Origin of the sequence: Leifsonia sp. P73 (assembly GCF_051059105.1) — a bacterium.
In the GTDB taxonomy this organism is placed as follows: Bacteria; Actinomycetota; Actinomycetes; order Actinomycetales; family Microbacteriaceae; genus Leifsonia.
This window is the reverse complement of record NZ_CP194931.1, coordinates 203,536-217,204: the sequence shown is the minus strand read 5'-3', so window position 1 is coordinate 217,204 and position 13,669 is coordinate 203,536. Positions and strand designations below refer to the sequence as shown.

Annotated in this window: 16 protein-coding genes and 1 tRNA gene; 6 read left to right on the top strand and 11 right to left on the bottom strand. The window is 70.9% G+C overall.

The window, feature by feature from the left end:
* Positions 1–10: 10 nt before the first annotated feature.
* Positions 11–769 (bottom strand): hypothetical protein, encoded by a 759-nt coding sequence (locus ACQ86L_RS01135; protein ID WP_434317329.1) that lies wholly within the window; start codon positions 767–769, stop codon positions 11–13.
* Positions 770–808: 39 nt separating this feature from the next.
* Between ACQ86L_RS01135 and ACQ86L_RS01130 the strand changes: the two genes are divergently transcribed.
* A complete protein-coding gene (locus ACQ86L_RS01130; protein WP_434317328.1) occupies positions 809–1,693 on the top strand; it encodes an acyl-CoA thioesterase in 885 nt (294 codons plus the stop codon).
* A gap of 1 nt (position 1,694) precedes the next feature.
* Here ACQ86L_RS01130 and ACQ86L_RS01125 read toward each other — a convergent pair whose 3' ends face one another.
* Positions 1,695–2,387, bottom strand: a complete 693-nt coding sequence (locus ACQ86L_RS01125) for an anti-sigma factor family protein (protein WP_434317327.1) — start codon at positions 2,385–2,387, stop codon at positions 1,695–1,697.
* Positions 2,384–2,899, bottom strand: coding sequence for a sigma-70 family RNA polymerase sigma factor (locus ACQ86L_RS01120; RefSeq protein WP_434317326.1), 516 nt, complete (start codon positions 2,897–2,899; stop codon positions 2,384–2,386). Before ACQ86L_RS01120 ends, ACQ86L_RS01125 begins: the two co-directional genes overlap by 4 nt.
* A gap of 124 nt (positions 2,900–3,023) precedes the next feature.
* Between ACQ86L_RS01120 and ACQ86L_RS01115 the strand changes: the two genes are divergently transcribed.
* On the top strand, positions 3,024–3,458 hold the full coding sequence (locus ACQ86L_RS01115) for a ubiquinol-cytochrome c reductase iron-sulfur subunit (protein WP_434317325.1): 435 nt from the start codon (positions 3,024–3,026) through the stop codon (positions 3,456–3,458).
* 87 nt (positions 3,459–3,545) lie between these two features.
* On the opposite strand, the gene ACQ86L_RS01110 is transcribed toward ACQ86L_RS01115, so the two are convergent.
* From ACQ86L_RS01110 to msrA, 5 genes are all read right to left on the bottom strand, one after another.
* Positions 3,546–4,013 (bottom strand): acyl-CoA thioesterase, encoded by a 468-nt coding sequence (locus ACQ86L_RS01110; protein ID WP_434317324.1) that lies wholly within the window; start codon positions 4,011–4,013, stop codon positions 3,546–3,548.
* 7 nt (positions 4,014–4,020) lie between these two features.
* Positions 4,021–5,703: an energy-dependent translational throttle protein EttA gene (gene ettA / locus ACQ86L_RS01105; protein ID WP_434317323.1), complete on the bottom strand. Its 1,683-nt coding sequence runs from the start codon at positions 5,701–5,703 to the stop codon at positions 4,021–4,023.
* A gap of 64 nt (positions 5,704–5,767) precedes the next feature.
* The gene (locus tag ACQ86L_RS01100; RefSeq protein ID WP_434317322.1) at positions 5,768–6,199 is read right to left on the bottom strand and encodes a DUF6993 domain-containing protein; all 432 of its coding nucleotides are present in this window, start codon (positions 6,197–6,199) and stop codon (positions 5,768–5,770) included.
* 84 nt (positions 6,200–6,283) lie between these two features.
* Entirely contained in the window at positions 6,284–6,742 is a 459-nt protein-coding gene (locus ACQ86L_RS01095) for a single-stranded DNA-binding protein (RefSeq protein ID WP_434317321.1), read from the bottom strand.
* 137 nt (positions 6,743–6,879) lie between these two features.
* Positions 6,880–7,407 (bottom strand): peptide-methionine (S)-S-oxide reductase MsrA, encoded by a 528-nt coding sequence (msrA, locus tag ACQ86L_RS01090; protein ID WP_434317320.1) that lies wholly within the window; start codon positions 7,405–7,407, stop codon positions 6,880–6,882.
* Between the two features lie 131 nt (positions 7,408–7,538).
* On the opposite strand from msrA, the gene ACQ86L_RS01085 reads away from it, so the two are divergent.
* Positions 7,539–8,339, top strand: a complete 801-nt coding sequence (locus ACQ86L_RS01085; RefSeq protein ID WP_434317319.1) for a hypothetical protein — start codon at positions 7,539–7,541, stop codon at positions 8,337–8,339.
* Between the two features lie 87 nt (positions 8,340–8,426).
* On the opposite strand, the gene nadE is transcribed toward ACQ86L_RS01085, so the two are convergent.
* Complete coding sequence (nadE, locus tag ACQ86L_RS01080; protein WP_434317318.1) at positions 8,427–9,269, bottom strand: ammonia-dependent NAD(+) synthetase; 843 nt, start codon at positions 9,267–9,269, stop codon at positions 8,427–8,429.
* Positions 9,270–9,345: 76 nt separating this feature from the next.
* Here nadE and ACQ86L_RS01075 point away from each other — a divergent pair, with 76 nt between their 5' ends.
* Positions 9,346–10,563, top strand: coding sequence for a cation:proton antiporter (locus ACQ86L_RS01075; RefSeq protein ID WP_434317317.1), 1,218 nt, complete (start codon positions 9,346–9,348; stop codon positions 10,561–10,563).
* Between the two features lie 8 nt (positions 10,564–10,571).
* On the opposite strand, the gene ACQ86L_RS01070 is transcribed toward ACQ86L_RS01075, so the two are convergent.
* A complete protein-coding gene (locus tag ACQ86L_RS01070; RefSeq protein ID WP_345839262.1) occupies positions 10,572–11,426 on the bottom strand; it encodes a LysR substrate-binding domain-containing protein in 855 nt (284 codons plus the stop codon).
* Positions 11,427–11,607: 181 nt separating this feature from the next.
* On the opposite strand from ACQ86L_RS01070, the gene ACQ86L_RS01065 reads away from it, so the two are divergent.
* The gene (locus ACQ86L_RS01065; protein ID WP_434318960.1) at positions 11,608–12,912 is read left to right on the top strand and encodes an MFS transporter; all 1,305 of its coding nucleotides are present in this window, start codon (positions 11,608–11,610) and stop codon (positions 12,910–12,912) included.
* A 40-nt stretch (positions 12,913–12,952) separates the two neighbouring features.
* Positions 12,953–13,025: transfer RNA gene (locus tag ACQ86L_RS01060), tRNA-Arg, on the top strand.
* 285 nt (positions 13,026–13,310) lie between these two features.
* On the opposite strand, the gene ACQ86L_RS01055 is transcribed toward ACQ86L_RS01060, so the two are convergent.
* Positions 13,311–13,613 carry a glutaredoxin family protein gene (locus ACQ86L_RS01055; RefSeq protein ID WP_434317316.1) on the bottom strand — a complete coding sequence of 101 codons (303 nt, stop codon included), beginning with the start codon at positions 13,611–13,613 and terminating at the stop codon, positions 13,311–13,313.
* Between the last annotated feature and the right edge of the window lie 56 nt (positions 13,614–13,669).

Below are 13,669 nucleotides of genomic sequence, written 5' to 3'. Positions count from 1 at the left end.
CGCACTGCACCTAACCGCGCAGGCTCCACGACTGGCGACGGATGAGCGTGTGCCCGCGCCGCGTCGTCAGTCGCGTCCAGGGCCCGGTCTCCAGGATCGAGACCGGCTCGCCCGCCGCCAGGAAGCCGAGGCTCTCCGCCGCGAACGCCGCACCCGCCGGGACGTACTCCAGCTGGTCGATGGGACGGCCCCACACCTCGGCGCGCACGCGCTGGACGAGCTGCTCGCCCGTCCCCGTCGGCACGGCCTCCGCGACCTCGGAGATGCCGGCGGCCGCGGTCGCCTGCAGGAGCTCGTAGGTCGTCTCGCCGACCGGGCGCCAGCCGCCGCGCGGCGGGGAGATGCCCGCCCACGTCACGGACGGCGCCTCCATCGGCAGCCGGACCTCCAACGGCGCGCTCTCGACGGCGCCGTCCACCGCTCCGGACTCGTCGCCGTCGCGGCCCTCCTCCTCGACCGCGCCGGTCTCGGAGGCGGCAGCAGCGCTCTCCGCGGCTTCGCGCACGCGCGCGAGCCGGTCGAGCAGCGAGCGGATCGGCACGACGACGTCGAACTCGACGTCGTTCCCGGTCAGGAAGGTGCGCAGCCCGAGCACGGTCGGCGTCTGGTCGAGCAGCCCCCTCGGATAGAGGATGGCGGTGTACACGGCGAGCACGCCCGATCCTGCGATCAGGCGCACCGACCCTTCCTCGACGCGGGCGGCGCGCGACAGGTACGTCTGCAAGTCGGCGGCGGCGAGGGTGTCCTGGAGGGAAAACGACTGGCTCATCTGACCTCTAAGCTACTAGAGACCCCGGACGGAGACACTGTGACAGAGCCCCTGGAATCGCTGCTCACCGCACTCGACCTCACCGACACCGGTGCCCGCACCAGCGAGGACATCTTCACCGGCCCGTCCCAGTGGATGCCGCTGGGCCGCGTGTTCGGCGGCCAGGTGCTCGCGCAGTCCATCGTCGCGGCGACCCGCACGGTCGCCGACGATCGCAGCATCCACTCGATGCACGGCTACTTCCTGCGGCCAGGGGACGTCAACTACCCGATCACCTTCTCGGTCGACCGCATCCACGACGGGCGCTCGTTCTCGACCAGGCGCACCCAGGCGTACCAGAACGGGCTGCCTATCCTGTCGATGATCGCGTCGTTCCAGGACGAGGACGAGGGCCTGGAGCACCAGGTCGAGATGCCGCACGACCTGCCCGACCCGGAGTCGCTGTCGAACTCGGCGGAGACGCTGGAGGAGATCGATCACCCGGTCGCGCAGTACTGGGCCAGCAAGCGGCCGTTCGACATGCGGCACGTGCCCTCGCCCATCTTCCTGTCGGTCGAGGGCGCGCACGTCGCGCACCAGGCGGTCTGGTTCCGCTCCATCGGAGACCTCCCCGACGACCCGGCGCTGCACCGCGCGGCGCTCGCGTATGCCAGCGACTACACGATCATGGAGTCGGTCATGCGACGGCACGGCGTCGCCTGGGCGACCCCCGGCCTCAAGGCGGCGAGCCTGGACCACGCGATGTGGTGGCACCGGCCGGCCCGGGTGGACGAGTGGCTGCTGTACACGCAGGAGTCGCCGAGCGCGAACGGAGGCCGCGGGCTGGCGCTCGGACGCATCTTCAGCCGAGACGGGCGCCTCGTGGCGAGCGTCGCGCAGGAGGCGACCATCCGGGTCCCGGACGCGGCGAAGCTGCGCGACTGACCTAGCCGAACGTGCTGCGCAGCAGCACCGTCCCGTTGGCCGCCGACCGGATGTCGATGGCGGCGATGTCGGGCAGCGGCACGCTCGTCGTGGCCGCGGGCTCGACGACGGTTCCCTCCGCGGCCGTCCAGGTCGAGATCTGCGTCTGGTGGCCGGACTTGTCGGTGACGACCATCGCGTAGGTCCAGGTGCGGCCGCCGTCGTCGCCGCCGACCTTCGCGTAGGCGCAGCGCGAGTCGATCCGCGTGCCCCACGGCTCCGACGTGAGGTGGAGGTCGGCGGACAGCGCGCTCGGCTCCACCTGTTCCATCGCGACGCTCGTGCCCGCGGGCGAGCCGGGCTCCAGCGCCGGGACGGCGATCGCGATGGCCCCCACGAGCACGGCCGCCGCCGCAGCGGCGAGACCGCCCACCAGCCAGCGCGACCGCCGCCTGCGCCGCCGGGCGGCGTCCAGCAGCGACGGGAGCACCTCCGCGCCGAGCCCGGCGTCCTGGGGGGCCTCCTCGTCGAGCAGGGCGAACGCCTGCTCCCGGGGCACCCGGCCGAGCAGCCCGGGCATGCCGGCGAGCTCGGCGACCGCCGCCGAGCAGCGCCCGCACTCGCGCAGGTGCTCCTCGAACTCCTTGCGCTCCGCCGGAGCGAGGGCGCCGAGGACGTAGGCGGCGTCCCAGGTGGCGAACTCGTCGTGGTTCATCGCTCCGTCACCCCTCTCTCCTGCAGCGCGAGCCGCATGGCCCGCAGGCCGTAGTGCAGCCGCGACTTGACCGTGCCCTCCGGGATGTCCAGCTCACGGGAGATCTCGGCGATGGACCTGCCCCCGTAGTACGCGTGGACGATCACGGCGCGGTGCTCGTCCGACAGTTCGGCCAGCGCGTCGGAGACGAGCCACGCGTCGAGGACGGCGTCGGCGCCGTCGTCCAGCGACGACGGCCGCTCCGGGAGGGTGTCGGTTCCGAACTCGTGCTGCGAGTGCGCGCTCCGCTTGTCGTCGATGACGATGTTGCGGGCGACGGTGAACAGCCAGGCGCGCGCGGACTGCTGGGTCTGATCCAGCACCGCCGGCTTGCGCCAGGCGCGCAGCAGGGTCTCCTGCACGACGTCGTCGGCCATCGCTCGGTCGCCGGTGAGGTGGACGACGTAACGCCAGACCGCCTGCGCGTGCTGGTCGTGCAGCTCCCGCAGCAGGCGTGCGTCCTCATCCGGCATGGTCACCTCCTGCACTAACCACGGAGAGGGTGATGGAAAAGTTCAGAACTCGATGTGTGAACCGCTGTCGTCACCCTCCCGTGCCTAACCTAAGAGAAAGCACTGCCGACCGGGAGGATCCACAATGACCGAATCCGCGCCGCTGACGCGCCGCACCCTCGTTCAGATCGGCGGCGTGTCCGCAGCAGGCGCGGGGGCGCTGCTGCTGGCGGCATGCACTCCGCAGGGTTCGGGCGCGTCGTCGGGCGACGGATCGGGGAACGGCGGCTCGGCCACCGTCGCTCTCTCGTCGATCCCGGTCGGCGGCGCTGTCTCCGCACAGCTCGGCTCCACGCCGATCGTCGTCTCGCAGCCCTCGGCCGGCTCGGTGGTCGCCTTCAGCGCGGTGTGCACGCACGCGGGCTGCACCGTGGCGCCGCAGGGCAAGGAGTTCGACTGCCCGTGCCACGGCTCCCGCTTCGACGCGGCGACGGGCGACGTCATCAACGGACCGGCGAGCACGCCCCTGACGAAGCTGACGGCGACCGTCTCCGCCGGCAAAGTCACCATCACCCAATAGCCCCTTCACCGATCGAGGGGCGCGTTGTTGTCACTTCCGGTCTCCAGAAGTGACAACGACGTGCCCTCGGCGGAGCGACGGGGCGGGTCAGCGCTTGGTGAACTGGACGGGGGCGTCGAGGTACGGGGTCCAGGCCTCGCGCTCGCGGTCGTTGATCCGGCGCGGGCGCTCGCTCGCGGCGTCGACCAGCACGATCGTGGTCGACGCGCGCGAGTACATCGTGCGCGGCTCGACGCCCTCGGGCGTCCACACCTCGTAGTTGACCTCCAGGCTCGCGCCGCCCAGCCTGCCGAGCCACAGCTGCACGTCGAGCGGCTGCCGCAGGTACGGGATGGGCGCGAGGTACTCGATCTCCTGCCGCGCGATGAGCGTCAGCGTGTCGGCGCCGGGCGTGCCGTCGAGCACCGCGGTCGAGCCGCCCACAGCGTGCTCGTCACTCGCCCAGAACGCCTCGATGCGCGCCTCCTCCAGGAGGCGCAGCATCGCGGCGTTGTTCACGTGGCCGTACGCGTCGAGGTCGCTCCAGCGGAGCTTGATCGGGACGTGCAGTCGCATGCCGGCGTCAGTCGCGCGTCAGCTTGCGGTACGCGGAGCGGTGCGGCTTCGCGGCATCCGGGCCCAGGCGGTCGACCTTGTTCTCCTCGTACGCCTCGAAGTTGCCCTCGAACCAGTACCAGTCGGACGGGTTCTCCTCGGTGCCCTCGTAGGCGAGGATGTGGGTCGCGATGCGGTCGAGGAACCACCGGTCGTGGGTGATGACCACGGCGCAGCCGGGGAACTCGAGCAGGGCGTTCTCCAGGCTGGAGAGCGTCTCGACGTCGAGGTCGTTGGTCGGCTCGTCCAGCAGCAGCAGGTTGCCGCCCTGCTTGAGCGTCAGCGCCAGGTTCAGGCGGTTGCGCTCACCGCCGGAGAGCACGCCCGACTTCTTCTGCTGGTCCGGTCCCTTGAACCCGAAGGTGGAGACGTACGCGCGCGATGGGACCTCGGTCTTGCCGACCTGGATGTAGTCGAGCCCGTCGGAGACGACCTCCCAGACGTTCTTGTTCGGGTCGATGCCGCCTCGGGTCTGGTCGACGTACGAGATCTGGACGGTCTCGCCGACCTTCAGGTCGCCGTTGTCGAGGGGCTCCAGTCCGACGATCGTCTTGAACAGCGTGGTCTTGCCGACGCCGTTCGGGCCGATGACGCCGACGATGCCGTTGCGCGGCAGCGTGAAGGTGAGGCCGTCGATGAGGACGCGGTCGCCGAAGCCCTTCTGCAGGTTCTTCGCGTCGATCACGATCTGGCCGAGGCGCGGCCCCGGCGGGATCTGGATCTCCTCGAAGTCGAGCTTCCTGGTGCGCTCGGCCTCGGCCGCCATCTCCTCGTAGCGCGCCAGACGCGCCTTGGACTTGGCCTGGCGGCCCTTGGCGTTGCTGCGCACCCAGTCGAGCTCGTCCGACAGTCGCTTGGCCAGCTTGGCGTCCTTCTTGCCCTGAATCGCGAGACGCTCGCGCTTCTTCTCCAGGTAGGTGGAGTAGTTGCCCTCGTACGGGTAGAGGTGGCCGCGGTCGACCTCGGCGATCCACTCGGCCACGTGGTCGAGGAAGTACCGGTCGTGGGTGACGGCGAGCACGGCGCCGTGGTACTTGGCGAGGTGCTGCTCCAGCCAGAGCACGCTCTCGGCGTCGAGGTGGTTGGTGGGCTCGTCCAGGAGCAGGAGGTCGGGCTTCTGCAGCAGCAGCTTGCAGAGCGCGACGCGGCGCTTCTCACCGCCGGAGAGCGTGTTGACCGGCCAGTCCCCCGGCGGGCAGCGCAGCGCGTCCATCGCCTGTTCGAGCTGGGAGTCGAGGTCCCAGGCGTCGGCGGCGTCGATCTGCTCCTGCAGCGTGCCCATCTCGGCCAGCAGCGTGTCGAAGTCGGCGTCGGGGTCGGCCAGCAGCCCGGAGATCTCGTTGAAGCGGTCGACCTTGCCCTTGATCTCGCCGACGCCCTCCTGCACGTTCTCCAGGACGGTCTTGTTCTCGTCGAGCACCGGCTCCTGCATGAGGATGCCGACCGTGTAGCCGGGAGACAGCTTGGCCTCGCCGTTGGACGGGGTGTCGAGGCCGGCCATGATCTTCAGGATGGTCGACTTACCGGCGCCGTTCGGCCCGACGACGCCGATCTTCGCTCCCGGCAGGAACGCCATCGTCACGTCGTCGAGGATCACCTTGTCGCCGACGGCCTTGCGGGCCCTGACCATCGAGTAAATGTATTCGGCCACTCTTGTTCCTGAACTCCCTGTCTTGGACTCGCGGGGTCGAAGCCCTGTACGAGGATACCGGGAACTACCAGTCGATCGGCCGGGTCTGTCCGATCAGGCAGCCTCCGGTCGCGAGCGTGGGGCTGGTGAGGCTGGTGTAGCCGCCGGAGTCCGGCCCGTACTGGCCGATCACGCAGCCCGCTCCGAATCGCACGGAGAACTGGATGGAGGCCGCCTTGAGCCCGATCGTGGTCATGTCCGGAGTGACCTGCATGTCGGACTTGGTGAACCCCGCTGCGACGAGCGCGTCGATGAAGTCGCGCCCCTGCGCGGCGGGCTTGGCCGCGATCGTCGCCTGGTTGACCTTGTCGAAGTAGGGCAGGTTCTGCTCCGCGGTTCCCCGGGGACGAGCGCCGGCGCCGCGCTCGCGGTCGGCGTCGGCGTCCCGGAAGCCGAGTCCGTCGCCGTCGTATGCGGCGCCGGATCGGTCGTCGCCCCCGGATGACCCCCGGTGCACGCGCTCAGCAGAAGCGCCGCCGCGACGGCCGCGCCCGCGAGCAGGACGGCGGCGGGGCGGGCGGGCGCTCTCATGCCCTCCACCCTAGGGCCCTGCGCCTCTGGGATCGCCCGGATGCTCTGCCGCATCCGGCAGCGATGACGGCGCGACCGCCACGCCCCCGCGCGCCGGCGGCAGGGCGATTCCGGCCGTGGAGCGCGTGAACTCGCTGCGGCCCCAGCTCAGGTCGTGCCCGATCGCCTCCGCCTCGATCTCGACGGTCACGCCGAGCTGTTCACCCTCCCAATCGCGCACGCACAGCCTCCCGGCCACCACGAGCGGATCGCCGCGCGCGATGCAGGCCGCCGCGCTGACGGCGAGCTCGTCGAACGCCGTGACCGTGAACCAGTTGGACTGCGCATCGGGGACCTTCGCCCCCGAGCGCCGTTCGCGCCTGCGGTCGTTCGTCACGAGCCGGAAGCTCGTGATCGGCGCGCCCGTCTCCGGTTCGACGTGCCGCGGGCTCGTCGCCACCGTGCCCCGTACCGTCACCGTCTCTGCCATGTCGTCCCCCGTCTCCACGCCCTCCCGTGAGGCCGTACGTCAACGATGGCCGAGCCGCAAGAGGCGCGGGGGCGAGAACGGAGATCCGTGGAGAACGCGCGAAGTCGGTCGGCCTGTGGAGGACGACCCGGCGGACGTCAGGCCGCGACCACGTACGGCGCGTACGAGGCGCGGATCTTGTTCACCTTGGGCAGCGCGACCGCCAGGCAGTAGCCCTGACCGGGGTTCTTGGCGAAGAAGTCCTGGTGGTAGTCCTCTGCGCGGTAGAACGGCCCGAGCGGCTCGATCGTGGTCACGATGCCGCCCTCCCAGTACTCGGACGCCCGGTCGCGCGCGGCCTCGAACAGCGCGCGCTGCTCATCGCCGTCGAAGAACATCGCCGACCGGTACTGCGTGCCGACGTCGGCGCCCTGCCGGTTCAGCTGCCGCGGGTCGTGCAGCGTGAAGAAGACGTCGAGGATCACCTCGGCCGGGATGACCTCCGGGTCGAAGGTCACGGCGACGGCCTCGGCGTGCCCGGTCGTGCCGGTGCACACCTCCTCGTAGCTCGGGTCCACAGTGGCGCCGCCGGTGTAGCCGGACACCACGTCCTGCACCCCGCGGAGCACGCGGTAGACGGCGTCGAGGCACCAGAAGCACCCGCCGGCGAGGACGAAAGTCTGCATCGGTCCATCCCTTCGATCGGTCCGGCCTCCATTCTGCTACGGCGCCGCCGTTCCGCGGGCTTCGCAGGCGGGATGCGCGACACAGCGCCGCGCTGCGCGGACCGAACGGTCCGCCCCGTTACCATCGCGGCATGCAGTGGTGGAATGACTTCGTCGATTGGCTCAACTCGTCGGCCGCGCAGCCCGCGGTCTTCACTGCGGCGGTCCTCGCGATCGCCGTCATCGTCTCCGGTCTGCTCGCCGCGTGGATCGCGCGCGGCGCCCTCCGTGGACTCCTCTCGCGCACCGACCGTCAGCAGAAGGCCAGCGCGATCGCCGCGCTCGTCGACGCGGCGACCGAGGCGTCCGTCTGGAACTCGCTGACCCCGGCCGAGCAGGTGCTCTCCGACCGCGCCGTGGGACAGGCCGACATCCTCGTGCGGCTCCTGCCGATCAAGGGCTCCGGCATCGCCGCGAACTGGGCGGGCCACCAGCTCGCCGAGATGAAGCGCGCGTCCGCGACGTTCGGCTACCAGCTCGACCCGGCCGTCGCGGAGTTCCGCGACCGGCTGATCGAGTGGCAGAACAAGCCGGGCCGCGCGCGCCGCATCTTCCAGGGTGACCTCGAGCGCTGGCGCTTCGAGAGCGCCGACCCCAGCAACTCCCTGGTGGTCCAGCAGGACGCCTGGGTCGCGCAGCAGCACCACGAGCAGTACACGGCGCCTGCCGCGACGGAGGAGACGGTCCCGGCCACGACCTACGCCGCTCCCGCGGCCAGCGCTCCTGCGCCCAGCGCCCCCGCCGCGCACACCGACGCCTCGTTCACCTCCGCCAACTACCCCACCGCGGGCGGCGCCAACGACGAGACCCCGCTCCCGGTGTCCGCGTTCGCCGCAGCCGGCGACGAGAACGACACCACTCCGAACCCGCGCTTCGGCCAGCCCGTCGGCTGACCTCCGCGCACCCGAGCCTCCCCCACGGACAGTAAGGGGCGCCGACCACCCGGTCGGCGCCCCTTACTCGTGCCCGGGAGGCGTCGCTCAGCGGCTGTAGTCGCCGCGCGTCGTCCACCAGTCGTCGAACATGCTCGCGGGCACGCGGCGCTTGTGCTCGGTGGCCAGGTAGCGCGTCTCGATCGCCGACGCGATCTCATCCGCGACCTCCCGGCCCTCCAGGAAGTCGTCGATGTCGCTGTACTGGATGCCCAGGTTGGCCTCGTCGGTCTGGCCGGGGTCGAGGTCGAGGAGGTCGGCGGTCGGCGCCTTCTCGTAGAGGCGCGCGGGCGCCTCCAGGTACTCCAGCAGCGCACGGCCTTGGCGCTTGGTGAGGCCGCTGAGCGGCAGCACGTCCGCGCCGCCGTCTCCGTACTTGGTGAAGAAGCCGGTCACGGCCTCCGCCGCGTGGTCGGTGCCGACCACCAGCAGGCGCCGCTGGCCCGCGATGGCGTACTGCGCCACCATCCGCAGGCGGGCCTTGACGTTGCCCTTGGTGAAGTCGGTCATCGCCTCGCCGACGGCGTCGCCGAACTCGGCGTCCACCCCGTCCACGCCGCGCTTGATGTTGAACTCGATGGTGCGCTGGGGCCGGATGAAGCCCAGCGCGAGCTGCGCGTCGTCCTCGTCGTGCTGCACCCCGTACGGCAGGCGCACTGCGATGAACTCGGCCTCGACGCCCTCAGCGGCAAGCCGCTCGACCGCGAGCTGGCAGAGCCGCCCGGCGAGGGAGGAGTCCTGCCCTCCGCTGATCCCCAGCACGAAGCCGGAGGCTCCGGTCGCCCTCAGGTAGCGCGTGAGGAAGTCGACGCGCTTGGCGACCTCCTCCGCGGCGTCGACGCTCGGCGTCACGTTCAGCTCGTCGATGATCCTGGCCTGGAGTTCACGCATGCTGCCACGATACCGGGGGCGGATTTCGTCCGTGTGAACTCCCCGCGCGCCGCGAGCCGGCTCTAGCATCGGCCGCATGAACCCGCTCGTCGGAACGATCGTCCTCGTGCCGCTGCTCGCCGTCGTCGCCGCCCTCTTCGCCTCGGTGGTGGGGAGGGTGGCGAAGATCCCGCTCGTCGTGTTCGAGATCCTGCTCGGCATCCTGGTCGGCCCGAGCGTGCTGGGCTGGGTGCCGGCGTCGGACGCGCTGCACGCGGTCGGCCAGTTCGGCCTGGCCTTCCTGTTCTTCATGGCGGGCAACGAGATCGACTTCCACGCGATCCGCGGGCGGCCGCTGCGCCGCGCCTCGCTCGGCTGGGTCATCTCGCTGGCCGGCGGCGTGCTGCTCGGCGTGCTGCTCGCGCCGGACGCGATCGCCGGCGTCTACGTCGGGATCGCGCTGTGCTCCACCGCGCTCGGGACGCTCATGCCGATGCTGCGCGACGCCGGCGAGCTGCGCACCCCGTTCGGCCTCGCGGTCACGGCCGTCGGCGCCGTGGGCGAGTTCGGGCCGCTGCTGGCCATCTCGTTGTTCCTCTCCGGTCGGAGGCCGCTCACCGCCGCACTGGTGCTGATCGCGTTCGCGGTGGTCGCTGCGGGTGCGGTGTGGTTCGCGGCGCGGGGAGGCCACGCGCGGTTCCACGCGCTCGTGCGCGCCACCCTGCACACCAGCGGGCAGTTCGCCGTCCGCGTCGTGGTGCTGGCCATCGCCGCGCTGGTCGGGCTGAGCCTCGCGCTCGGCCTGGACATGCTGCTCGGCGCGTTCGCCGCGGGCGTGGTCGTCCGAGTCCTCCTCTCCGGCGCGGCCGAGGAGGACGCGAAGCTCATCGAGACCAAGCTGGAGGCCGTGGCGTTCGGCGTGCTCGTCCCGGTGTTCTTCATCGAGACCGGGATCACCTTCGACCTGCGCGGTCTCCTCGGCGATCCGCACGCACTGCTCCTGCTGCCGATCTTCCTGGTGCTGCTGGTCATCGTTCGCGGCATCCCCGGCTCGCTCGCTGCCCCGCGCGGGTCGACGTTCGCCGACCGGGCGTCGCTCACGCTGTTCAGCGCGACCGGGCTGCCGATCATCGTCGCCGTGACGAACATCGGGCTGAAGGACCACGACCTGACCTCCGGGACCGCCACCGCGCTGGTCGGCGCCGGGATGCTGTCGGTGCTGATCTTCCCGGTCGTCGCGCTGCTGCTGCGGCAGCGGTCGGCGGACGGCGGGGTGCGGCCTCCCGACCCGGATCGCATCCCGGTCGTGGGCTGAGACGGCGGTCACGGCACGCGCGTGACCGCCCTGGCGAGGATGGCCGTCGTGAGGGCCTCCACCGGTTCGCGCGCGGCGGACGGGTTGGAGAGCAGCGTGAAGTCCACGTGGCCGAGTTCCGGGAGGCTGAACCGGTTGGTGACTTTGATCAGGTCGGTGGGGATGAGCGACCGCGGGAACACCGCGACCCCGAGGCCCGCGCGCACGGCGGCGAGGACGCCGTTGACCTCGCGGGTGTTGCAGGTGATCCGCCAGGTGCGGCCGGCGGCCTCCAGCGCCTCGATCGTGATCTGACGGCTGAGGCTCGGCCCCTGGTAGGCGATCAGCGGGACCGGCTGGTCGGGTTCGAGCGCGGTCTTCTCCTGGCCGATCCAGACCAGCTCGTCGGTCGCGACCACGGTGCCGTCGGTGGTGCCGGGGTTCTGTTTGATGAAGATGAGGTCGAGGTGGCCGGCCTTCAGTCGCCGGTGCAGCGGGGCGGACTGGTCGACGGTGAGCTCCAGGTTGACCTGCGGGTTCTGCTGACGGAAGTGCCGGAGGATGCGCGGCAGGGTCGTGATCGCGAGGTCGTCCGCCGCGCCGAACCGCAGCCTCCCGCGCATCGCCGACCCGCTGAAGTAGCTGTCCGCCTCCGCGTGCGCGGCGAGGATGGTGCGGGCGAACCCGGCCATCGCATCGCCGTTGTCGGTCAGGCGCACCTCCCGGGTGTCGCGCGAGACGAGCTGGCGCTTGGCGGCCTGCTCCAGCCTGCGGACGTGCTGGCTGACGGTCGGCTGGCTGATGCCCAGCCGCTGGGCCGCGCGCGTGAACGACCGCGTGTCGACCACCGCGAGGAAGGTGCGCAGCAGGACGGGGTCGAACATTCGGTGCTCCGTTCACGGCGACTATTCGGAAACCCAATGGGAGTTATAGGTTCAATTCGCTGAAAGAATACCGCGGATTCCGTAGCGTGGAGGGAGAACTCGAACAGACCATACGGAACCAGGAACGCAGGAACGACTCGTGGCGAACTCCGCAGCAGCAGCAGCCCCTCCCACCGGCCCGATGCCCGTCCTCAGCGCACGGCCGCCGTGGCGCGAGACCTTCATCTCGCTGCGCGTGACCAACTACCGCCGCTTCGCCGCAGGCAACCTCGTCGCCAACACCGCCGTCTGGATGCAGCGCATCGCGATGGACTGGCTGGTGCTCCAGCTCTCCGGCAGCGTCGCCGCGGTCGGCGTGACAGTGTTCATGCAGTTCACGCCGATGCTGCTGTTCGGGCTGTGGGGCGGCGTGATCGCCGACCGCTACTCGAAGCAGCGGCTGCTCGTCTGCACGCAGTCGGCGGCGGCCGCGCTCGCCGCGCTGCTCGCGACCCTCACGCTCACGCACGCCGTGCAGGTCTGGCACGTCTACGCGATCTCGTTCGTGCTCGGCCTCGTCACCGTCGTCGACAACCCGGCGCGCCAGGTCTTCGTCAACGAACTGGTCGGCCCGAAGTACCTCCGCAACGCGATCAGCCTCAACTCCTCGATCTTCCAGCTCGGCGGCCTCATCGGCCCGGCGCTCGGCGGCATCCTGATCACCGCGGTGGGCGGAGGATGGTCGTTCGTGATCAACTCGGCCGCCTGCCTGGCCGTGGTCGGCGCGCTGCTCAGCCTCCGGACGAAGGAGCTGCACCACTCCCCGGCGGCGCCGCGCGGCAAGGGCCAGCTCGCCGAGGGGATGCGGTACGTGCGCGGCAAGCCGGTCATCTTCTGGACCGTGGTGATGGTCGCGGTGCTCGCGGTCTTCGCCTTCAACATGCCGGTGTTCCTGGCCGCGTACGCCAACAACGTGTACGACGTCGGGGCGCGCGGCTACGGGATGTTCAACGCGCTCGTCGCGGCCGGCGCGCTCGCCGGGGCGCTGGCCTCCACCCGCCGCACGTCGGTGCGCCTGTCGATGGTGGTCGGCACGGCCGCGGCACTCGGCGTCGTCCAGGCCCTCGCGGGACTGGCGCCGGACCAGATCGCCTTCAGTGTCCTCCTCGTCGGGATCGGCGTCGGCAACCTGCTCTTCATCACGGCGGCGAACTCGCTGGTGCAGATGTCGTCGAACGTCCAGATCCGAGGCCGGGTCATCTCGCTGTACATCCTGGTGCTGCTCGGCGGCCAGGCGATCGGCGGACCGCTGATGGGCTGGGTGGTGGAGGCCGTCGGGCCGCACATCGCGATGGCGATCTCCGGGCTGGTGCCGGCGGCGGCGGCGGTCGTGGTCGCGTGGATGATCGCGCGGCACGCCAGCCTCCGGCTGCGGTTCGGGCTGCGCGGGCGGCGGCCGGTGATCGCGATCGTGAACCGGGCAGGGAAGGCGGGGGCGACGCTCTAGCGCCGGGCGCCCGATCCGCCTGCGGTATCGTGGAGCCCGCGCCCCCGTAGCTCAGCGGATAGAGCAGGAGCCTTCTAATCTCTTGGTCGCAGGTTCGATTCCTGCCGGGGGCACCCATGCGCAGGAGCACAACTCGCGGTGCTTCTCATCTCTTGGTCGCAGGTTCGATTCCTGCCGGGGGCACCCATGCGCAGGAGCACAACTCGCGGTGCTTCTCATCTCTTGGTCGCAGGTTCGATTCCTGCCGGGGGCACCCATGCGCAGGAGCACAACTCGCGGTGCTTCTCATCTCTTGGTCGCAGGTTCGATTCCTGCCGGGGGCACCCTGGTGCCGCGAGGCGGCACAAAGTGGGCCCGAATCGCGCGAGGCGGCGGAGAATCAGCCGTCTCGCGGCGCGTCAGAGAGCGCGGGCTGCGGCGACGAGGACTTGGTTGAGGGTGGGGACGCCCTCGGCGCGGAAGACTTCGGCGCCGTCCCCGCAGAGCACGATGACGGTGGGCGTCGAGCGGATGCCGTCCGACTCCGCTCGGGCGGGGTCGCGGGCGACGTCACGCTCCGTCACGCGCAGGCCCGGCACGAGCCGCACCGCCTCGGCGAGGACGGCGCGGGTCTGCATGCACGGCTCGCAGAACGCCGACGTGTACAGGGTGAGGCCGACCTCCCGGGTGACGGGACGGTCAATGGCGGGTGTCGCATCCACGACGACCAGTGTACGTCCGGCGAATTCCCGGCGACCATCCCGCGACAGCGCCCGGC

Coding starts and splice junctions, on each gene's coding strand:
- ACQ86L_RS01135 (WP_434317329.1), bottom strand. CDS start 769: ATGAGCCAGTCGTTTTCCCTCCAGGACACCCTCGCCGCCGCCGACTTG.
- ACQ86L_RS01125 (WP_434317327.1), bottom strand. CDS start 2,387: ATGAACCACGACGAGTTCGCCACCTGGGACGCCGCCTACGTCCTCGGC.
- ACQ86L_RS01120 (WP_434317326.1), bottom strand. CDS start 2,899: ATGCCGGATGAGGACGCACGCCTGCTGCGGGAGCTGCACGACCAGCAC.
- ACQ86L_RS01115 (WP_434317325.1), top strand. CDS start 3,024: ATGACCGAATCCGCGCCGCTGACGCGCCGCACCCTCGTTCAGATCGGC.
- ACQ86L_RS01110 (WP_434317324.1), bottom strand. CDS start 4,013: ATGCGACTGCACGTCCCGATCAAGCTCCGCTGGAGCGACCTCGACGCG.
- ACQ86L_RS01095 (WP_434317321.1), bottom strand. CDS start 6,742: ATGGCAGAGACGGTGACGGTACGGGGCACGGTGGCGACGAGCCCGCGG.
- msrA (WP_434317320.1), bottom strand. CDS start 7,407: ATGCAGACTTTCGTCCTCGCCGGCGGGTGCTTCTGGTGCCTCGACGCC.
- ACQ86L_RS01085 (WP_434317319.1), top strand. CDS start 7,539: ATGCAGTGGTGGAATGACTTCGTCGATTGGCTCAACTCGTCGGCCGCG.
- nadE (WP_434317318.1), bottom strand. CDS start 9,269: ATGCGTGAACTCCAGGCCAGGATCATCGACGAGCTGAACGTGACGCCG.
- ACQ86L_RS01075 (WP_434317317.1), top strand. CDS start 9,346: ATGAACCCGCTCGTCGGAACGATCGTCCTCGTGCCGCTGCTCGCCGTC.
- ACQ86L_RS01070 (WP_345839262.1), bottom strand. CDS start 11,426: ATGTTCGACCCCGTCCTGCTGCGCACCTTCCTCGCGGTGGTCGACACG.
- ACQ86L_RS01065 (WP_434318960.1), top strand. CDS start 11,608: ATGCCCGTCCTCAGCGCACGGCCGCCGTGGCGCGAGACCTTCATCTCG.